Source organism: Mesorhizobium sp. B2-1-3 (genome assembly GCF_006442495.1).
Lineage (GTDB): Bacteria > Pseudomonadota > Alphaproteobacteria > Rhizobiales > Rhizobiaceae > Mesorhizobium.
Genome location: NZ_VFWL01000007.1, coordinates 233,789 through 252,657, shown reverse-complemented (window position 1 = coordinate 252,657; position 18,869 = coordinate 233,789). Strand labels below are relative to the sequence as shown.

Below are 18,869 nucleotides of genomic sequence, written 5' to 3'. Positions count from 1 at the left end.
AGCTACGGCGTGGCGCGGAGATTCCTGCGGATGCGCCGCCTGCCCGTTCCACGGGCTTTCTCCGCCACCACGGCGGCGATGTCGACCACGTCGGCCTCGCGCGATCTGCCGTTGGTGGCCTTGTGAAGCCGCTCGTAAGGCAGCAATTCCTTGATCCGCGCATTGAGCGACGCGATTTCAGCTTTGAGGTCCTCGCATTCCTGCCTCTGGACATCCAGCTGTATCTGTTCCGATGCTTGTTGCAGCGCAAGCTGCGAAAGATTGGCGTTCGCTTTCGAAAGGCTCGTCTTGTCGTTTTCGTTCTCGTCGGTGAGCGAGGACAACTTTTGATCGGCGATTTTCTTTTCGGCCAGGGTGTCGTTCAAGTCGGTCTTGAGCCTGGCGATCTCGGCTGTGGCCTCGCTGTTCTCGTGCGAGGCCCGCTCCAGCCGTGATTGCAGGTCCTGGATCTCGGAACGCAATCCGCGCATTTCCGTCTGGCTGCGGGCGAGTTCAGCTTGCCTGTCGCCTTCCATCATGCTGGCCGCTTCGGTCATTTCCGACAGCTTCGCCTGCGCGGTCTCGAGTGATTTCTGGAGCCGCATCTCCTCCTTCTCGCTCTTGCCGAGCGCGATCAGCAGTTCGGCAAGCCGCGCTGCTTCGCTGGCATGGATCGTCGAGAGCTCGTCGAGCCTGTGGCGCGTCTGGGTTTCCCGCTTCAGCGCCTTGTCGAGCTCGATCGACAGGCTGACATGTTTTTCCCGCAGCATCTTGCTCTCGCGCAGGCGCCTGTTGGCCTCGACCGCCCTGGCCGTCAGCCGCTTGGCGATGTCGCCGAACTCCGCGTCGCGTTTTGCGCTCGCATTGGCCGTCTCGGCAAGTTCCAGCCTGGCCGCTGCGAGCGCTGCGCGAAGCGCCTCCCTGTCCTGGACCAGGCTTGTCTCGCGCTGTTGCAGCAATTCGCAGGCGCTTTCACGCTCGCGCAGCTTTCTTGCCGTGTCGTGCAGCTTTTCCGACAGCGTTCTTTGTTCCGCGACCAGGTCGCCATTTGCGAGCTCCAGCTCGTTGGCGCGAAGAATATCGGTGTGGAGGATGTTGAGGAATTCGCGCGTCAAATGGTGTGAGGTCGCGATCTCCGACAATTTGCCGTTGATCTCGTCCATATAGTTCCTGGCGTCGTGGAACATCCCTTCGAAGGCACTCAATGCCGCCATCCGGGTCTGGGTATGGGGCGTCAGTCGTGGCGCGGTTTCGGTGGCGTCGGCGTTGCCCGCGCCGTCCGGATTATCCGCACCATCCGCATCTGCCGCATTGGCCTCGGGTGCCGAGGCCTCGGCTCCTGGCGCGGAATCTGGGATATAGCCGCTGTCTGGCGGCGCGTCGTATTCGGTATCGAGGCTGGCATCCAGAGCGTCCGCCAGATCGGCCTGCAGCTCCTGGAGTGCATCATCTACGTCTTCGGCGCGCTTGATCAGACCCTTGAAATTCATAACGAATGCCCTTTACGCATACCCCATTCAGTATTTAATAATTGGCTAATATGTATGCTTACATCCACTGATTGCGCAGGGGAAGCCCCCCATTAGGGGGAGCGTAAAGTTGGACATTTGGGGTTGGGATGCGGCGGGCGACCAGTGCCGCGGCCGTCTTTTTGCAGGATTGACGCACCCGATTTCTGGGTGGAATCTGAATGCGGAAAATCCTGGCTCCTACCTTCCCCTCGTGGAAGGTAGGACTGAGGCGCTGGCGCGTAAGGATGCTCGTCCTGTAGCGCCGCGCCAACTCCGCCCGCTGCTTGCAGCGACCCTCCCCACAAGGGGAGGGTAAAAGTCAGCCCGCCATGGCCAGCGGCACGGCGCTTTTGTTGGGGATCTGGATGTCGATTTCCAGCGTCGACATGGTCTCGCCGCGGTCCATCGAGATTTGCAGATAGTCCTGGTCGATCTGCACGTGCTTGGCGATGACGGCCATGATCTCCTCGCGCAGCACGGAGACGAGATCGGGCTGGCCACGGCTGCGGCGTTCGTAGGCGAGCAGCACCTGCAGCCGCTCACGCGCCACGGGCGCGCTGGAGCGCCGCTTGAAGAGGTCGAGAATGTTCATGCCGCCCTCCTTCCGAGCAGCCTGTCGAGGAAGCCCTTGCGCTCGAAGGGAACCACGACCGGCAGGTCTTCGCCTTCCAGCCGCCGTGCCGCTTCGATATAGGCCTTGGCGGCGGCGTTCAGCGGATCGCTCAGCGTCACCGGCGAACCGAGATTGGAGGCCCTGAGCACATCCTGGCTCTCCGGTATGATGCCGAGCAGCGGCACCGACAGGATTTCCAGCACGTCGTCGATGGACAGCATCTCCCCGCGAGCCGCGCGGCCGGCATCGTAACGCGTCACCAGCACGTGCTTGGCGATCTGCTCGCCCTGCTCGGCGCGCATGGTGCGGGCGTCGAGCAGGCCGATGATGCGGTCGGAATCGCGCACCGACGACACTTCCGGATTGGTGACGATGACCGCCTCGTCGGCGAAGCGCATGGCGAGCTGCGCGCCGCGTTCGATGCCGGCCGGGCTGTCGCAGAACACATAGTCGAACACCGAGCGCAGCTTCTCGATCACCTCGCCGACACCTTCTTCGGTCAGCGCGTCCTTGTCGCGCGTCTGCGAGGCCGGCAGCAGGAACAGCGTGTCGACGCGCTTGTCGCGGATCAGCGCCTGCGACAGCTTGGCCGTGCCCTGGATGACATTGACGAGGTCGAACACCACGCGCCGTTCGGCGCCCATGATCAGGTCGAGATTGCGCAGGCCGACGTCGAAATCGACCAGCGCCACTTTCTTGCCGGTCCTGGCGACCGCGGCCCCCAATGCGGCCGTCGAGGTCGTCTTGCCGACACCTCCCTTGCCTGAGGTGACCACCACTACCTTGCCCATGAAAAAAGCCTCCGTCGCCTGATGTTGTCGTTTGTTATTGCTCCGTGCGTCGCACGGCTATTGTTGGAACCTGCCATCATCCCACGCGAAACCGGTCCCAACCTTGCGGACCTGAGCGTCCTGTTCGCGGTCGCACAAGACAAGAACTGGTTCGGCGTTTTCATCCCGGCGCCCTAGTTCAGCGGCACGACGCGCAGCACGCCGTCTTCGAGGAAGGCCTGCACCGGCTTGCCGCGCGAGGCGCCTTCCATGTCCTCCGCCGTGGTGTACCAGCCGTCGATGGCGAGCAGCTCGGCCTCGTTCCTGCGGCAGAAGATGCGCGCCGAAATATTGCCTTCCGAGCCCGCAATGGCGCGGCCGCGCAGCGTGCCGTAGACATGGATCGAGCCCGCCGCAATGATCTCGGAACCGGAAGCGACCGATCCAAGCACGATGACATCGCCATGCGGATGAAAGATCGACTGGCCCGAGCGAAGGGGCGACTTGACCATCAGCGTTCCGGCCAGGGCCGGCTCCGCCGCGCCGGCTTGCTGTTCTGTCTTGGCCGCCTTGGCCGCCTTGACCCTTCCAGCCTCGGCCCTGCCCTCGTCGGGCTTGCCCGTTTCCTTGCCGCGTTCCGAAGACACCGCTTCCGTCTTGCCGGCCTCTTCCGCCAGGCCTGCCTTGCCGTTGCGGCCGGGCTGCGCCAGCAGGCCATCTGAAGTGGCCTCCTTGGCGCCGGCCAGCAGCGGCGGCAGCTCGGGCCCGAGCGAGGCCCCTTCGAGCTCGATGGCATAGACCCGGATGCCACGCGTGCCGAGCGAAGCGACCAGCGCCACGATCTCGTCGGCCGCAGGCTTCAGCGCATTGAGATCGAGCACCACCGGCCGCCCTGAGAAATAGCCCGGCGAATTGCCGATCCAATGATCCAGCCCCTCCAGCCAAGCACCGATCGGCGCCTCCGGCGTCAGCGTGAAAGCGACGAACGAACGGGCGCGAAAGCGAATGGATTTGGTCTCCAGGGGAGCGGCAAAGGTCACGGCTGGCGAATCCTTACTCAATGGTTAAAGGGTGCCGGCCGAATGGTTAACAAATGGTTAATAAAGACGGCTGGCACCTTGGAAGCCGCCAGAAATTGGAGGGTCGGCTAACCGCCAGTTGCGGATGCCGGCTGACAACACGCGGAATGTGTTGATAGCGCCGCGTCAGCAAGCGGATTACCGCCGTTCAATCGACAAGCTAGATCTCAAAATGCGCCATGACGGCAACAGGGAGGGGGCACCGCCAGCGACGACAGATCCCCTCCCGAAAGGCGCGCGCAGGTTGACAATCCTTGGGTTGATGCAACATCCTGCCGATCTTTGACCGGGAGGTAGTATGACTGTTTCGATCAACCGTCGCGTCTTTTCCGTCGGCGCGGGCACTTTGGCGCTGGCCGCGGCAGGGTTTTCGCCGGCGCGCGCGCAGCAGGCTTTTTTCCGTATCGGCACCGGCGGCACGTCCGGCACCTACTATCCGGTGGGCGGGCTGATCGCCAACGCGATCTCGGCGACGGGGCCGGCCGGCGTCGAGGGCCTGGTTGCCAGCGCCACGTCCTCCAACGGTTCGGTGGCCAACATCAGCGCCATCCAGTCGGGCGCTTCCGAATCGGGCTTCACGCAATCCGATGTCGCCTACTGGGCGCATTCGGGCACCGGCCTCTACGAGGGCAAGCCCAAGGTAGAGGATCTGCGCCTCATTGCGACGCTCTATCCTGAAACCATCCATCTGGTCGCGCGCGCCGACGCCGGCATCAAGACTGTGGCGGATCTGAAGGGCAAGCGCGTCTCCCTCGACGAGCCGGGTTCCGGCACCATCGTTGATGCGCGCCTGGTGCTCGGCGCCTACGGTCTAACGGAGAAGGACGTAAAGCCCGAATATCTCAAGCCCGGCCCGGCCGGCGAGCGCCTGCAGGACGGCGCCATGGACGCCTATTTCTTCGTCGGCGGCTATCCGACCGGCGCCATCGTCGAGCTTGCCAGCACCAACAACATCACGCTGGTGCCGATCACCGGCCCCGAGGCCGACAAGCTCCTGTCCGAACAGAAGTTCTTCTCGACCGACATCGTGCCCGCGGGCACCTACAAGAATGTCGGCGAGACCAAGACCATTTCGGTCGCCGCGCAATGGGTGACCAGCGCCAAGCAGACCGATGACCTCATCTACAAGATCGTCAAGTCGCTCTACAGCGACGAGACCCAGAAGGCGCTGCAGGCTGGTCATGCCAAGGGCAAGCTGATCACGCTCCAGAACGCGGTCACCAGCGCCGGCATTCCGTTCCATCCGGGCGCGGAGAAATTCTACAAGGAAGTCGGCGCCCTGAAATAAGAGGCCATCAACAGACTGGCGACAACGAGGCGGAAGGCGTGCTTTCCGCCTCGTTTGTCTGGGGATTCAGGATACGGAACCGACTATGAGCGACGACGACAAAATCAGGCTTTCCGGCATGGAGTTCGACGAGGAAAAGGCTCGCGAACTGGAGGAGAAATTCGACTCCGAGATCCGGTTCCGGCCGCTGACCCGGGCCGCCGGCTGGCTGGTCGGCTTCCTCTTGGTGGCCTTGTCGCTGTTTCACTATTACACGGCTGGATTCGGCTTGCTGCAGGAGATGCTGCACCGGGGCATCCACCTGTCGATGGTGCTGTCGCTGATCTTCCTCGTCTTCCCTCTGGTGAAGAAGGGCTACGACCAGCCCGCCCAATCCAGCTTTCTGCGGCCGCTCGGCATACCGGTTTTCGACTGGCTGCTGGCGCTTGCCGCGGTGATAGCGGTCCTGCACGTGCCGATGATCCCGCTCGACGATCTTGCCTTCCGCGTCGGCAACCCCACGACGACGGACGTGGTGCTCGGGCTGACCCTCATTCTGCTCCTGCTGGAAGCGACGCGCCGGTCCGTCGGCATCCCGCTGCCCATCATCGCCATCCTCTTCATGGCTTATGCGCTGTTCGGCCCCTATATGCCGAGCATCCTGGTGCATCCCGGCGCGTCCGTCTCCCAGCTCGTCGACCACCTCTACCTGACGACGCAAGGCATCTACGGCATCGCGCTCGGCGTCGTCGCCACCTACGTTTTCCACTTCGTCCTGTTTGGCGTCTTCGCCACCCGGATCGGTCTCGGCCAGCTCTTTCTCGACTGCGCGGCATGGGTCGCCGGCCGCTACGCCGGTGGTCCGGCCAAGGTATCGATCTTCGGCTCGGCCCTGTTTGGCATGATCTCTGGCTCGTCGGTCGCCAACACCGTCACCGTCGGCTCGCTTACCATCCCGGCGATGATCCGGCTCGGCTACAAGAAGCATTTCGCCGCCGCGGTGGAGGCGGCTTCCTCCACCGGCGGGCAGGTGACGCCGCCGATCATGGGAGCCGCCGCCTTCCTGATGATCGAGTTCCTCGAACTGCCCTACACGACCATCATCCTGGCAGCGATAGTGCCGGCCTTCATGCACTTCTTCGGCGTGTTCATGCAGGTGCATTTCGAGGCCAAGCGCACCGGCTTGCGCGGCCTGCGGCCGGACGAGATGCCCGACGTGGTCGAGGCATTGAAACGGGACTGGCCGACCATCATCCCTCTCGTCGTCCTGATCGGCGTGCTTCTTGCGGGTTATACGCCTTACATGGCTGCCTTCTGGGGCATTACCCTGTGCATCCTAGTCGGCCTGTTTAACCCGCGCCGGCGCATGTCTGTCGCCGACATCGTGGTGTGCCTGCGCGACGGCGCCAAGTATGCGCTCGCCGTCGGCGCTGCCGCCGCCACGGTCGGCATCGTCGTCGGCGTCGTCACCCTGACCGGCGTCGGCTTCAAGCTGTCCTACATCGTCACTTCGACGGCAGGCCATCTGTCGCTGCTGTTCGGCACCTTTATCCCCGAGGCGATCTTCTCGATGCACGGGCTGACCCTTTTGTTCACGCTGATCATGACCGGCGTGGTTTGCATCCTGATGGGTTGCGGCATCCCGACGACGGCGAACTACATCATCATGGTGACGATTGCCGCGCCGGCGCTGGTGATGCTCGGCACCGAGCCGATCGTCGCCCACTTCTTCGTCTTCTATTATGGCCTGCTGGCTGACATCACGCCGCCGGTTGCGCTGGCTGCCTACGCTGCCGCCGGCATGGCGGGAGCTGATCCATTCAAGACCGGCAACACTGCCTTTCGGCTCGGGCTCGGCAAGGCGCTGGTGCCCTTTGTCTTTGTCTTCTCGCCGTCGCTTCTGCTGGTGACGAAAGATTTCACCTGGCCGAACTTCTTCCTGGCTTTCTTTGGCTGCGTGCTCGGCATCACCTGCCTGGGGGCCGCCCTCTCGCGCTACCTGCTCGTGCGCACCCGGCCATGGGAAAACGTGTTGCTGGTCTTGGCCGCCCTGCTTCTGGTGGCGCCCGAACTCTATTCGTCCCTACTCGGCCTGGTTCTGACCATTCCCGTCATCTTGCGCCATTGGAGCGCGCGCAACGTCGAAGAGGCGCGACCAGCTTGATCAGCGCCGCCCCAACGATCCCTCCCCGAGAACTCAAAGGGGCCGGAAACGTTTTGGGGACTTCAGGAAGTCAGCGTGCTCTCAACCTGAATCTGACGCGAACCGCCAGGATCGGTTCCGCGGGGGAAAAGTTCCCCGAGAGCTGACAGACAGCCTTCGACATCAGAAAGCGACAGCCGGAGTTTCAAGTCATTGAGGGTCAGTGACGAAAGGCATGATGTCCACGCCGTCTCCCGGGAAGACGGTGAAATGCGGATGGCTTTCGAACAGGCGGGCGGCGGCATCGATTGTATCGGCCTCGACGACAATGTAGCCGCAGAAAGGGTTCACGGCGTCTGCGACCCCATCCTTGGTAACGCGCGTCGTCCTCCCGACCATGCCGCCGCGATCGGGGAAAGATGCGGCATTTCTCTCCTCCCAGTCCGTCCACTGCTGTAGGCCGACGCTATCAATCGCATCTTGCTCGGGCTTGGGCAGGCTGCGAAAGCGGGCAAGGTCTTCAGGCTTCATGGTGTAGACGGCAAGAAAGCGGGGCATGTGACGGTCTTCGCGCTGACAGAACCGATGCCAGCCTAGACTCTCGGTTGGCCGAAGTCACTAAGCACTACCACCCTCAGGCACGGCGAATTGCCCTTGTCCGGGCACTTTCGGATCATCTCACTCTCCTTTCGAAAAGGGCCACGGTCGGGCCCTTCAGTCTCGGTGCTCCGGCACTCCTTTCAGCTGGTCCTTGGTCCATTGGGTCACGGCGTGGCGCCGTCCTCGTCGCGCATGAAGTCGAGCTCGGTGACGGCCACCGGGCTCGGCGAAGGGCGAGGAACGCCAGCCGTTCAAGTTTTCTCCGCGTCCGCGCAGGTCACTAAACACCGCTCTTGGCGCTGCGATGGAGTCGTCATCGCATCGTCTCTGGCCAGCTTCAGGCCGGCGCCTGGTCGGATGTGGGTGACCCCATGCCAAAGACATGGGGGCACATCGCTCTCAGACACTTTGATACGACTGCCCGCCAGTCAGTGAATGTTGATACGTCGCGTCACCTGACCGTTGCTTTCCCAATAGGTATGCTTCTTGGCAATGATGGGATCGTCCATTGCGGGTTGGACCTGCCCTCCCGTATCAACCGCGCGCGAGGTGACGGCGTGCTCTCCGGCGGAAGGCTTGGGCCAGTCGACGGACCATAGTTTCCAGGCAAAGTCCGCCTTGTCGGTTTCGTCGATGGCCGCCGGCATCCATGGCCCGTCATCGATCTTCACCTCGACCCGGTCGACCGGTGCGCCCCAGGCGGCCCCGACGATCCGGTAGTCATCGCCGATATGAGTGACCCGGGCCGGCGCCGATTTCAGCCTCGCCCGCCCGACCGAAGTTTCCACCCATACTGTCTCGCCGTTGTGGTCTTCCTCGCGCAGCGTGACATAATCGCGTCCCATGAACCGGTTCTCGAAGCGCTGATCGTTCACGTCTATGCGCTTGATCCATTTGACGTTCGCGATCCCGTACCATCCCGGCGCAATCAGCCGCAGCGGGAAGCCGTTGTCAGAAGGCAAGGGGGACCCATTCATCTCGTAGCAAAGGATGTTTTTGGGATCCATGGCGTCGGCAAGTGACATGCTGCGCGCAAAATTCTGCGTGAACTTGACGTCGTCGGCCCGCTTGATTTCCCCTTTATCGGTGCCCCAGAAGACGACCTCGATACCAGTGTCGAGGACTCCGGCCTCCTCGAGGATCGGCGCGAGCGGCGTGCCCGCCCAGCGCGCATTGCCAATGCCGCCATTGAAAAACGGCAGACCGGTATTGCCCGAACATTCGACCGTGAAGGTGACTTCCTGGCGCGGTCGAGCCTTGATGTCGGCGAGCGTCAGGGTTGTCGGCTTTTTAACGGAGCCGCCGATTTCGAGTTTCCAGGTGCTTTCGTCGATCACCGGCCGGTCGAAATGCGCGATTGAAAAGAACTTGTCGTTGGGCGTCACCCAGGAATCGAGATCCTCCCACACCAGCTGATTTTTGATGACTTCCGGAACCGGGTTCGGCGGCAGCTGATCCAACCATTTGATGACTTCCTCGCCGGCCCGGCTTGGAAAGGCAGAGGCAATCCGCGATTGAAAGGACGCCAACGCTGCGAGGGCTGCCCCGCCTTGAACGATGAATTCACGTCTGGGAAGGTAATGCATGACGACTTCTCCTCCAGTGAAAAGCTCAGTTCTCCTTCAGTGATAGATGCAATAGCGACCGGGATCGCGCAAAGCAGAGGCCGGCCGCAGCGGGCAATTATGAGAGCGTGTGAAACAACCCGAGTTAGAAGCGCGCCGTAGTTAAAGCGACGTCTCCGCTCTCAATCGCCAGCTTGTCAGGTCCGAGCCGGCGATCTTCAACTATATGCCCTATCTGTCCTCGTGGCGAGGGCAAGGGCCGCATCTTCGCATCACGATTGGCATCTGCCTCGTGTTCCAAAATCCAATGCAGCCTACAATTGGTGGGTCGGATTTTGTGAGCGGCAGGGACAACGCCGAGAATAAAGGACCAACGAGTCGATTTCCTCAATGGCGCTTGAAATACTGCACCTCGCGCTCATGCTTCTCCGCCGCCTCGCGGCTATCGAAAGTCCCCAGGTTCCGTCGCTTGCCCGTCTTCTCATCCTTCTTGCGCGAATAGAGCCGGTATTTTCCGTCCTTGAGTTTGCGGATCATTTGGCCTCTCCCTGACCGGGATTTCGCCGCCGCTTGCCCTTCAGCCCGAGTGCTGCCTGTTCGATCGCGGCGCGGTCGTTGCCCAGCCTGTCGATCAGGTCCTGTGCCTGCTTGCCTGATATGCCGGTGCGCATGGCCAGCTCCTCGACCGTAAGCACGTCGGTGCTGGCAATCTCGCGCGGCGGCGCGTTGCCCGCCGCCATCGACAGCTCCCTGTCGATCTCGGCCTCCGCGCGATGCCAGTGCTGCTCGGGGTCGCCGCCGCCTTCGCGCTCCCAGATCCGATAGGCGCGCTCCTGGATTTTCCCATGCCGTTGGTCGTCGCCCATTTCTCAAATCCTCCATTGGGTAGCATCTGAACGCCGCCCGCCTCCGAACGATCCAAAGAATTTGCGTGATCGCCGGGCCGGGTCGTTGGAGATTGGGATGACACGAGGCGCGCCGGGCAGAGCCCGGTCATGGAGCGAAATGATCCAGGCGGCGGGTCCCCCCGCCGCCTGGATGCCGGCCGCGGCGGCCGGCTTTGTTGTCAGCGTCCCCAGACGCCCTGACCATAGCCCTGTGCAGGCATGTCGGAGTTCGAGTTTGCCCCCATTGCGCTGTCAGTGATGCTGTTTGTGACGCTCGGGACAACCACCTTGGCGCCGCCCGACATCATGGCATGGGCGGTTGGATAGCTGCTTGCGGCAGGGATGAAGTCGGAGCCAAAGTGGTCGCTGCCGGCAAAAGCCATGCCGGAGGCGAACAACAACGAGGCAACGGTCAATACGATCTTCTTCATTTCGGTTTCCATCTTTTGAAGTTGACATTTGGCCCCGACGCGCCGCCCGCCCGCGTTCATGGGACCGTGTTTGTTGTTTCAGGCGAAACCGGCCAACCGCGATCCCACTGGATCTTGCAGTGACAGGTCGTTCAGCGCACGACCGTCTCGGTCCGTTGTTGCGCTGTTGGCGGCTTGATAAGGGCGTGGTGTTTGTGTGGGCGTGGTAGGCAGCGTGGTAGAAACCCTTGCCGGAGTGGAATTTTGCGTGGAATGCAGCCGGAAAGCGCAGCGCCCGCTATTGGCATTGCCGCCTCGGCCCGCCGGAATAGGGCTGGTAGCTGTTGTCTTCCGGGCGGTAGGAGCGGTAGCGGCTGAAGCAGGAGGCGACATGGTCATCATCGCCAGCGGCCGCATAGGCGCCCGGCCCAGTGCCGTTGTCCTCGACGTAGCTGGCCTCGGCGGCGGGCGGCGCGGCACGGTCGGCGTCGAGATAGGGCGAGATGCAGGGGCGCTGCTGCCCGCTATAGGACATGTAGCTGTTGTCCTGCGGCCGGTAGGAGCGGTAGCGGCTCGCGCACCAGGCGACATGCGGCTGCGGCAGTTCGGCCGTGGCGGGCGCGATGGCGCCGGTGGCGGTGGGATCGGTCTCCCCGGCCTGGCGCTTGGGCTCGATATTGGCGGGCGCGGGCTGCTCGGCCGGCAGGCGCTCGAGATTCTGCGCCGTTCTGTCCACCGGCCGCGCCGTTTTGGTCCAAAGCTCCGCCATGCTGACGGTGGCCGGTGCCTGGCGCGGTGGGTTCGCGGTGATTAACCAGACGGCGAAGGCCAGACCGCTACCGAACACCGCAAGGGTCAAAACAAAACCGCAGACCAGTCCCAACAATGCTTTCACGCCGCGCTCCTTGAGCCCCTGCTAAAGCAATGCGGGGGGGGTCAAGGCTGGTTCCAGCAAAGCGCGGGAAATAGGCGCGGCGCTCCGCTGGGCGAATGCGAAGGCGGCGCCGTTCAAACCAGCTGCTTCACGTCCACTGGCAATTGGGTCTCCGCTGTGGGCAACGCGGCCGGCATGTCCTCGCCGCGCTGGCGCTGTCGCAGATGGAGCGCCAACAGCCGGTCCAGCGAGACCCTGCCGGCGCCCGCAACGGCCAGCACGAACATGCCGCCCGATATCGCCAGGTCCTTTTCGAAATGCAGCAGTTCGTTCTGGCTGCCGAAATTGGTGTGGAACAGCATGGCCGTTGCCAAACAGAACAGGCCGAGCGCGATGGCGCCAAGCCGCGTCAGCAGGCCTGACGCGAGGGAGAGCCCTGCCCCCAGTTGCAACGCGACGGTGGCGACAAACAGCGGCAGGTTGACACCAAGCGCTGCCATGGCCCTGGCGGCGGCATTGAAATGGGCGGCCAGCATGGCGCCCTCATGCAAAAAGATGAGAGACAGAAGCAGGCGGCCGGCAAGCAGGCCCACGTCCCCGAGGTGGTATTTAGCGGCAAGACCCTGCAGCTTCGCGGAGTGTTCGGTCAATGTCATGGTCAGCCTCCGATCTTTTTGGCACGGGCAGGCGCCAAGCGCCTGATGTTGAAAAGGCCGGAGCCGGCGCGAGGGAGAGGATGCCGGCTCCGGCAAAGCGCGCCAGCCACGAGCGCCCAGCCGTGGTGGACGAAGGGGCGAGCTCGGGGCCAACGCCCCCTTCCGTCTCGGCTTCGCCGTGGAGGGGGAGGAAAGGTCTTACTTCGTCACCCTGGTGTCGATGGCCTGCCGCAGATCGGAAAGCTCGTCGCACCCGGCCGGGCACAGCTTCTCCAGGGAGGCCAGCTGCTCCTTGGCCTTGTCCATATCGCCGGTCTCGACATAGAGCTCGCCCAGATATTCGCGGGCGGCTCTGTGGTCGGGCTTCAGCTCCAGCGCCTTGGTGTAGTAGGTGAGCGCGGTCTTGTAGTCGCCGGTCTTGCGCAGGGTGAAGCCGAGCAGGTTGTAGACGTCCGCCTGCTGCGTGTCCTGCGCCAGATCGCGCAGCTCAGCCAATGCGCCGGAATAGTCCTTGGCATCGATCTTGGCCTTGATGGCGGTGAGATCCGGCGCGTCGGCGCCTTCGATGTCGTCGACGGCATAGGCCGGCATGATTGTCGCGACCGGAAGCACCGTGAGCACGGCAATGGCGCCGAGCAGGCCGAACAGGGCATGTCTGCCCGACAGGGCGTTTCTGCTCAAAAGGGATCGTTTCATTGTCTTTCTCGCTTGCGTTGGAAGCTCGTGCTCAGATCTGGACCGGAGTAAATCCGTACGCCTTGCCGTCCTTGACGAAGGTGCCGGTGCCCGGGAACGGGAAGTGCGACCCGGAAATGCGGATATTGTCCGATATCACCCGGTCGATGATCTTGTGGCGCGTGGCGATTGCCGTCGGCCCGTCCTGGTCGTAAGCGCCCTGCCACTCTGGATGCGGCGCCAGCAGCGCTGGCACATACATGGTGTCGGCCGAGATCATGATCTGCTCCTTGCCGGAGTTGGCCAGGTAGACAGAATGGCCTGGTGTGTGGCCGGGCGCGGCGATGATCTGGATGCCGGGCGTGACCTCGGCGCCGTCCTCGACCAGCTTCCAGTTCTTCCATTTCGGAAAGTTCTCGGCGATGCGCTTGCCCGCCGGCTTGCGTCCCTCGGGCAGCTTGGCCAGCCGGCTCGGGTCGGTCCACCATTTATATTCGATGGCGTTGACGATGAGCTCGGCATTGGGGAACACCGGCGCGTTGGTGCCCTTTTCCATCAGGCCCCAGACATGGTCGGGGTGGAAATGCGAGATCATGACGGTGTCGATCGCGTTGTAGTCGATGCCGGCCGCGGCCATGTTGGCCGGCAGATGCGTGGCATTGGCCTGCCACTGGCCGACACCCGAGCCGGCATCCATCATGATCAGCCTACCGCCCATCTTGAGCACGACGACAGTGAGCGGGATGGGCATGAAGTCGGTGGTCAGCCCCGCTTTGGCGAGTGCTGCCTTGGTGTCCTCGACTGAGACATCCTTGATGAAGGCCGGATCGTGCGGCTTGCGCCAGATGCCGTCATAGATGGCGGTGATCTCGATATCGCCTACCTTGTATCTGTAGAAGCCGACGGTGGGCTCGACCGGAGCTTGCGCGAAGGCCGGACGGATGAATTCAAGCTTGCCGGCAAGGCCGAAGGCGGCAGCAGCGGCGGCGGTGCCAAGCACTGTGCGGCGTGTCATGGTGAACATGGTGATCTCCTGTTCGAGGTGGTGGCTAAAGTCGCGAATGGCCAAAGTCCTGGAAGGAGTGACGAAGAGAGGCCGGTACCCGTCGGGAGCCGGCCCGGCCCATGAATTCAGCGACCCCAGAGGCTGTCGTTGTTGTGCCTGGTGATGATGTCCTGCACCGACCCCTGGCTCGGCCCCGTCTTTATCTTGGTGTCGACGCCATTGGGGCGTACCGTGTAGGGGATCGAGCCGGTGGCATTGGTGTCGACCGGAGCGACCGGCTGATTGGCGTTGTTGGCGCCATGATCGCTGCCGGCGAAGGCAGCGCTTGAGGCAAGCATCATGGCAGCCACGCTGAGAGCGAGCTTGGTCATTTTGGCTAGGTCCTTGTTTCGTTTCCTCGGCGCGGGCCTTCAGATTGGCCCCGCTACAGTGAAGACCCTGCAGCCCCGCGCTTTATTCCCGGGCGCGATGAGATTCTTTTGAAGGAGAAAAATCAGGGGCTCGGCGGCCAGGACTGAAGTCCTCGCCCACGAAATATTAGCGAGAGGAACCAGGCTGGGAATGCCGCCTTCCGGCACGCGCGTGCACGCACGAAAGGCGCCGGCGCAGCGCGCCGGCGCCTTTGATGATACGCCGAGCCCGTTCTGGTTACGGACAGGTCTTCTTGCCGCAGACCGCGATGCAGATCGCCGGGTTCGAACAGGTGTAGGTTTTTCTGGAGCTGGTCCCGGACGAAGACCCGCTGCTGGAAGCGGCGATCTGCCCGGCCGCCCCCTTGGACAGGTCCAGCGCCTTCATGTCGGGATCGCGCGCGGCGATCTTGCCGCATGTTTCGCTGCCGCAGACCGCCCTGCAGATTGCCGGGTTCATGCATTTGTAGGCCGCGAAGACCTCGGTCGGAAGAATTGCGCAGAAAACCGTAATGCCCAGTATCAATCTTTTCGCCGCACGCATTTTTACCTCCAGGGCCAGTTTCCGATGTCACGGAGGCCTGGCCGCTCGCCCCCGCTCCCGCGCATGCCGTTGCACCCGCGTCCGCCGGCGCGACCATGCCCGCACCGGGGATAAAGGCGTGTCGCACTGGCGGCACAGGCAAGTGGCACTGACGGAACAGGTGACCGGCTTGCCATGCGTGAGCGGCCGCAAGCGTCTCACGGCGCGCGGCCGGCGCGCACCTCCGATGGGGTCATGCGATAGCGCGACCGGAACTGCCGGTAGAAGGTCGAGGGTTCGACCAGCCCCGCCTCGAAAGCGAGGTCGGCGATTGGCCTTGCAGAAAAGAGCGGGCTGGCGAGCTGCCGGTGGACCCGCTCCAGCCGTCTTTGCATGACATAGTCGGAAAACCCCTGCCCCTCTTCGGCGAAAAGGCGCCTGATGTAGCGCGGGCTGAGCCCCAGCCCCCGACCCGCCGTCTCTGCCGAGAGGCGCGCTCGGTGCAGGTTCTTCTCGATATAACGCTTGATGGCATGCATGCGGGCGGTACGAACGCCGCGGCCGGCGACCACCTGGTCAACCTCGCGGTTGGCGCCGACCGCCGCGGCGAACAGATCGGCAATGTGCTGGGCGGCCAGCGGCGCCAGACCGGGGCCGATCGCCCCACCCGCCACCGCCTCGACATAGGCCAGCAGAAGCCGCGCTTCAGGCGTGCCGGGATTGATGGCATCCGGCCTGAGATCGCCGACATGGCGAAGGAGAGGAGTGAGCGTCGATCGGGCAAATCGCGCGCAGATCGTCCAATCGCCGTTCTGCGCCCTCGCTCGCCAGCTCCGGTCCATCGGCATGATGCAGGGCGCACCGGGCGAGGTCTCAACCGCCTCGTGCCGTGCCGTATCGAAACGCCACCCGCCCGCGATCCAGGACACCACCAGGTCGTCATTGGCGTCCTGCTGGAGCGCGGCCGTGCGTTCCCAGGCCATGGGCGCGACCTGCCCGTGGGCCACGCTCACCCCTGGCAGGATGGTGGTGGAGGCGCTCAGCCGCAACTCGCCGCGTTCAAGCGGCGCAAGGTCCAGCCGCATGCAGATGCGGCCATAGAACTCGCGCACGGCAGCTTCGCGCTCTCGGGCCGCGATCGCGTCCGTGGACAGAACTATGATGGTCTCCTGGTCGGCCACCTGCGTTCGATCCCCGCTCAGAACCTCACGGGATGCCGACGATGGCGGGCGCCGTTTGCTGCCTCTCCGCCCTGGACAGTGTCGAAAGCCATGAACCCCTCCAGTGCCCTCGACGCGGTGTGAGCCTTCGGCCGCTTTTCGCGCGGGCGGCGGCAGAATTTCAAGACTTATGTGAGGGCTCCGCGCAAATGTGGCATGAGGCGCAAGGAATGTGGCCGCTGGTGCAACCGATCGGGGAAATCGCCTCGGAAAGCACGGGAAGGCTCTTCACATGCCTGCTGATCGGACACCGCTTGTCCATTGATTCATTTGCCTTTCGGCTGGCACGCCGCCTCTATCGCAGTTCGCGGATCCAGTGCCACATGGTGCGGTTCTCGCCATGGCCGAGGGACTGGCTGCGCCCATGGGCGGCATGTGCCCGCATCTCCCGCGGGGTCATGTCGAAAGAGCGGCGGAAGGCGCGCACGAAGCTCTTGCGGTGACCGAAACCATAGCGATCGGCGATCTCGGCAATGCTTTCGTGCCGGCGGCCGGGATCGGCGAGTTCGGCGCGGCAGCGGCGCAGCCTCTCCTCCTGGATATATCTGGAAAGACCGCCATGAGGCTCGAAGAGGTAATAGAGCTTGCGCATGGAAATGCCGAACATGGCGGCGATGGCCTCGGCGGTGAGGTGCCGGCTGCGGATATGCGCGTCGATGTGGCGACGAATCTCGCTGGTCAGCGCCAGGTGGACCGAGGCGGCGTTTTCCGCCACGGCCGAATTCACGGCTGCGGCGGCGAGTTCCAGCGTCGGCCCGATCACCGCCTCGGCGTCCTGACGGCTCATTGCGGGCGCGGCCCCGTAGAGGCCCACAAGATGCCCACGCAACAGCGCCGCCAACGGCGCGTTGCCGGAAATGACGCGCATATTGTGCTCGTCCGGCGCCTTCAGGAATGGCGCCAGCAGGCGGCGCGGCATGGTCAGGTTGAGGCTGTCGAAATCGGAGGTGCCTGTCGACTGGGCCTGTGCCAGGTCGGCCACGATCAGGTCCCCGGGTGAGGCCTTTTCATCCGATGCGCCATCGCGCCGTCCATGGCTTCCGCGCAGGCAGACCTGCACAGTGATGTGATCGAGGCCGTCGCGGCTGATCCGGGCGCGCGAGCGGTCGAAGCTTTGCGCGATGCATCCATACGAGGTGAGGACGATCTCGCCGAAGTGAAAGGCATCGGCGTGGAAATGAAACCGGTCATCGCCGGCGTTGCGCAGGCGAACGTCGTAGAGCAGGCCGATATTCTCCTGCCACAACGCAAGGGCTTGCCGAGGCGCCAGGCCTGCCGTGTCCAGTACGCAGCGCTGAACCCCGGTGTCGACGAATTGCCGTTGGGACACAACGCCTTGACTGCTGCCTGCCGCTGCCACCGCCCATGCTCCGCAACCGCGAACCGCTCACAATATGCATTTATGCCGGGGCGCGACAACGCCTGATCGCACGGACGCCGCCGGGAATGTGGACTCAGAGCTGGCTCACCACTTCTGTATATTCCCTCACCTTTCCATCCTGCCCACGAATGCGCCAGTTGCCGCCGTCGCGGTCTTCCACGTAACCCGGCCCGATCGGCACCTTGCCGCCACCGTCGGGCAGGTCGAGCACGTATACCGGATTGCAGATGCCGGACAGGCGCGCGCGCAGCGCGGCCACCAGCGCCTGGCCTTCGGCGATCGTGGTGCGGCGGTGCGCCATGCCGCGCGCGAGGTCGCCGTGGTGAAGGTAATAGGGCTTTACCCCCAGGCGGTACATCAGCTCGCGGCAGAGTTCCTCCTGCACCTCGACAGTGTCGTTGACGCCCTTGAGCAGGACGCTCTGGTTGAGCAGCACGAATCCCGCCTGCCGCAAGCCGCGGCAGGCCGCCTCGGTCGCATCGGTGATCTCGCGCGGATGGTTGAAATGGGTGACGACCGTGATCATCAGCCGGCCTTGCAAGGCAGCGATCAGCCCTGGCGTGATGCGTGAAGGCAGCGCGACCGGCACGCGGGTGTGGATGCGCATCAGCCGCACATGCGCGATCGCCTCGATGCGGGCGCGGATTTCGTTGAGCGCCTTGTCGGGCAGCGAGAGCGGGTCGCCGCCGGTCAGGATCACCTCGCGGATCTCGGGGTGGGAAGCGATATAGGCGAGCGCCGGCTCCAGGGCTTCGCGCGTATAGCCGCGTCCGATCGAGGTCAGGGACTCCTTGCGGAAGCAGAAGCGGCAAAAGACCGCGCATTGATAGGTGGGAAACAGCAGCACCCGGTCGGCATGGCGATGCGTCAGCCTGGGCACCGGACTGAAGGCGTGGTCGCCGATCGGGTCGTCGAGCTCGCCTTCGCCGGTCACCAGCTCGTCGGGAGACGGGATGACTTGCGCCCGGATAGGATCGGCGGGGTCTTCCCAGTCGATCAGGTCGAGATAGGATTTGGGGATACGCACCTTGTGGCGGGAGGCTGCTTCCTGGGCCGTCGCGCGTTCGCCTGGCGACAGCGGCTGCACGGCCAGATCGCGCACATGGCGCACGCCGGCGCGGATGTCGTCCTGCCAGGCGGCGTCGGCATCGGAAACGGGCTCAGCTGCGGCCGTCGTCGCATCGTGGAGCTGTGTGGTCATGGGGTTCTCGAGGTTTTTAGCGGACCTATCGGCCGGATGGCCTGCCGGGTCAACCGCCTTGCGCCGGCCTTCCCCGTGTAGCAAGGAGGGTCTGTGCTC

General features: G+C 63.7%; 21 protein-coding genes and 1 pseudogene. 3 read left to right on the top strand and 19 right to left on the bottom strand.

Features of this window, described 5'->3' with window-relative positions; all coding sequences use genetic code 11:
• Positions 1 to 2 precede the first annotated feature (2 nt).
• The 4 genes from FJ973_RS14805 to minC form a co-directional block, all read right to left on the bottom strand.
• Positions 3 to 1,469: a hypothetical protein gene (locus FJ973_RS14805; protein ID WP_140556427.1), complete on the bottom strand. Its 1,467-nt coding sequence runs from the start codon at positions 1,467 to 1,469 to the stop codon at positions 3 to 5.
• 340 nt (positions 1,470 to 1,809) lie between these two features.
• On the bottom strand, positions 1,810 to 2,082 hold the full coding sequence (gene minE / locus FJ973_RS14800; protein WP_140500137.1) for a cell division topological specificity factor MinE: 273 nt from the start codon (positions 2,080 to 2,082) through the stop codon (positions 1,810 to 1,812).
• A complete protein-coding gene (gene minD / locus FJ973_RS14795; protein WP_140500139.1) occupies positions 2,079 to 2,894 on the bottom strand; it encodes a septum site-determining protein MinD in 816 nt (271 codons plus the stop codon). Before minD ends, minE begins: the two co-directional genes overlap by 4 nt.
• Positions 2,895 to 3,067: 173 nt before the next feature.
• Positions 3,068 to 3,913 carry a septum site-determining protein MinC gene (gene minC, locus FJ973_RS14790; RefSeq protein ID WP_140556425.1) on the bottom strand — a complete coding sequence of 282 codons (846 nt, stop codon included), beginning with the start codon at positions 3,911 to 3,913 and terminating at the stop codon, positions 3,068 to 3,070.
• Between the two features lie 337 nt (positions 3,914 to 4,250).
• On the opposite strand from minC, the gene FJ973_RS14785 reads away from it, so the two are divergent.
• A complete protein-coding gene (locus tag FJ973_RS14785; protein ID WP_140500143.1) occupies positions 4,251 to 5,240 on the top strand; it encodes a TAXI family TRAP transporter solute-binding subunit in 990 nt (329 codons plus the stop codon).
• A gap of 85 nt (positions 5,241 to 5,325) precedes the next feature.
• Positions 5,326 to 7,383, top strand: coding sequence for a TRAP transporter permease (locus tag FJ973_RS14780; RefSeq protein ID WP_140556424.1), 2,058 nt, complete (start codon positions 5,326 to 5,328; stop codon positions 7,381 to 7,383).
• A gap of 189 nt (positions 7,384 to 7,572) precedes the next feature.
• On the opposite strand, the gene FJ973_RS14775 is transcribed toward FJ973_RS14780, so the two are convergent.
• From FJ973_RS14775 to FJ973_RS14710, 14 genes and pseudogenes are all read right to left on the bottom strand, one after another.
• Complete coding sequence (locus FJ973_RS14775; protein WP_140500147.1) at positions 7,573 to 7,920, bottom strand: hypothetical protein; 348 nt, start codon at positions 7,918 to 7,920, stop codon at positions 7,573 to 7,575.
• A 156-nt stretch (positions 7,921 to 8,076) separates the two neighbouring features.
• Positions 8,077 to 8,180: pseudogene (locus tag FJ973_RS31405) on the bottom strand (PRC-barrel domain containing protein); the annotation flags it as partial.
• A 210-nt stretch (positions 8,181 to 8,390) separates the two neighbouring features.
• Positions 8,391 to 9,548: a sulfite oxidase gene (locus tag FJ973_RS14765; RefSeq protein WP_140556422.1), complete on the bottom strand. Its 1,158-nt coding sequence runs from the start codon at positions 9,546 to 9,548 to the stop codon at positions 8,391 to 8,393.
• Between the two features lie 366 nt (positions 9,549 to 9,914).
• Positions 9,915 to 10,064 carry a hypothetical protein gene (locus FJ973_RS14760; protein ID WP_127204769.1) on the bottom strand — a complete coding sequence of 50 codons (150 nt, stop codon included), beginning with the start codon at positions 10,062 to 10,064 and terminating at the stop codon, positions 9,915 to 9,917.
• Positions 10,061 to 10,393 carry a DUF2934 domain-containing protein gene (locus tag FJ973_RS14755; protein WP_140552283.1) on the bottom strand — a complete coding sequence of 111 codons (333 nt, stop codon included), beginning with the start codon at positions 10,391 to 10,393 and terminating at the stop codon, positions 10,061 to 10,063. Before FJ973_RS14755 ends, FJ973_RS14760 begins: the two co-directional genes overlap by 4 nt.
• A gap of 200 nt (positions 10,394 to 10,593) precedes the next feature.
• Positions 10,594 to 10,845 (bottom strand): hypothetical protein, encoded by a 252-nt coding sequence (locus FJ973_RS14750; protein WP_140556421.1) that lies wholly within the window; start codon positions 10,843 to 10,845, stop codon positions 10,594 to 10,596.
• A 277-nt stretch (positions 10,846 to 11,122) separates the two neighbouring features.
• Entirely contained in the window at positions 11,123 to 11,719 is a 597-nt protein-coding gene (locus FJ973_RS14745) for a BA14K family protein (protein WP_140521453.1), read from the bottom strand.
• A gap of 113 nt (positions 11,720 to 11,832) precedes the next feature.
• The gene (locus FJ973_RS14740) at positions 11,833 to 12,354 is read right to left on the bottom strand and encodes a DoxX family protein (protein WP_140556419.1); all 522 of its coding nucleotides are present in this window, start codon (positions 12,352 to 12,354) and stop codon (positions 11,833 to 11,835) included.
• Positions 12,355 to 12,552: 198 nt separating this feature from the next.
• Positions 12,553 to 13,050: a tetratricopeptide repeat protein gene (locus FJ973_RS14735; protein ID WP_140556418.1), complete on the bottom strand. Its 498-nt coding sequence runs from the start codon at positions 13,048 to 13,050 to the stop codon at positions 12,553 to 12,555.
• Between the two features lie 31 nt (positions 13,051 to 13,081).
• On the bottom strand, positions 13,082 to 14,053 hold the full coding sequence (locus FJ973_RS14730; RefSeq protein WP_140556416.1) for an MBL fold metallo-hydrolase: 972 nt from the start codon (positions 14,051 to 14,053) through the stop codon (positions 13,082 to 13,084).
• A 107-nt stretch (positions 14,054 to 14,160) separates the two neighbouring features.
• Positions 14,161 to 14,406: a DUF680 domain-containing protein gene (locus FJ973_RS14725; protein ID WP_140556414.1), complete on the bottom strand. Its 246-nt coding sequence runs from the start codon at positions 14,404 to 14,406 to the stop codon at positions 14,161 to 14,163.
• A 277-nt stretch (positions 14,407 to 14,683) separates the two neighbouring features.
• A complete protein-coding gene (locus FJ973_RS14720; RefSeq protein WP_140556412.1) occupies positions 14,684 to 14,989 on the bottom strand; it encodes a hypothetical protein in 306 nt (101 codons plus the stop codon).
• 197 nt (positions 14,990 to 15,186) lie between these two features.
• The gene (locus FJ973_RS14715) at positions 15,187 to 16,149 is read right to left on the bottom strand and encodes an AraC family transcriptional regulator (RefSeq protein ID WP_140556410.1); all 963 of its coding nucleotides are present in this window, start codon (positions 16,147 to 16,149) and stop codon (positions 15,187 to 15,189) included.
• A 334-nt stretch (positions 16,150 to 16,483) separates the two neighbouring features.
• Positions 16,484 to 17,170 (bottom strand): helix-turn-helix domain-containing protein, encoded by a 687-nt coding sequence (locus tag FJ973_RS14710; protein ID WP_348641159.1) that lies wholly within the window; start codon positions 17,168 to 17,170, stop codon positions 16,484 to 16,486.
• A gap of 51 nt (positions 17,171 to 17,221) precedes the next feature.
• Between FJ973_RS14710 and FJ973_RS31765 the strand changes: the two genes are divergently transcribed.
• A complete protein-coding gene (locus tag FJ973_RS31765) occupies positions 17,222 to 17,614 on the top strand; it encodes a hypothetical protein (RefSeq protein WP_348641158.1) in 393 nt (130 codons plus the stop codon).
• Between the two features lie 28 nt (positions 17,615 to 17,642).
• Here the strand turns inward: FJ973_RS31765 and FJ973_RS14705 are convergent, their stop codons facing one another.
• Positions 17,643 to 18,770: a KamA family radical SAM protein gene (locus FJ973_RS14705; RefSeq protein WP_140556407.1), complete on the bottom strand. Its 1,128-nt coding sequence runs from the start codon at positions 18,768 to 18,770 to the stop codon at positions 17,643 to 17,645.
• Between the last annotated feature and the right edge of the window lie 99 nt (positions 18,771 to 18,869).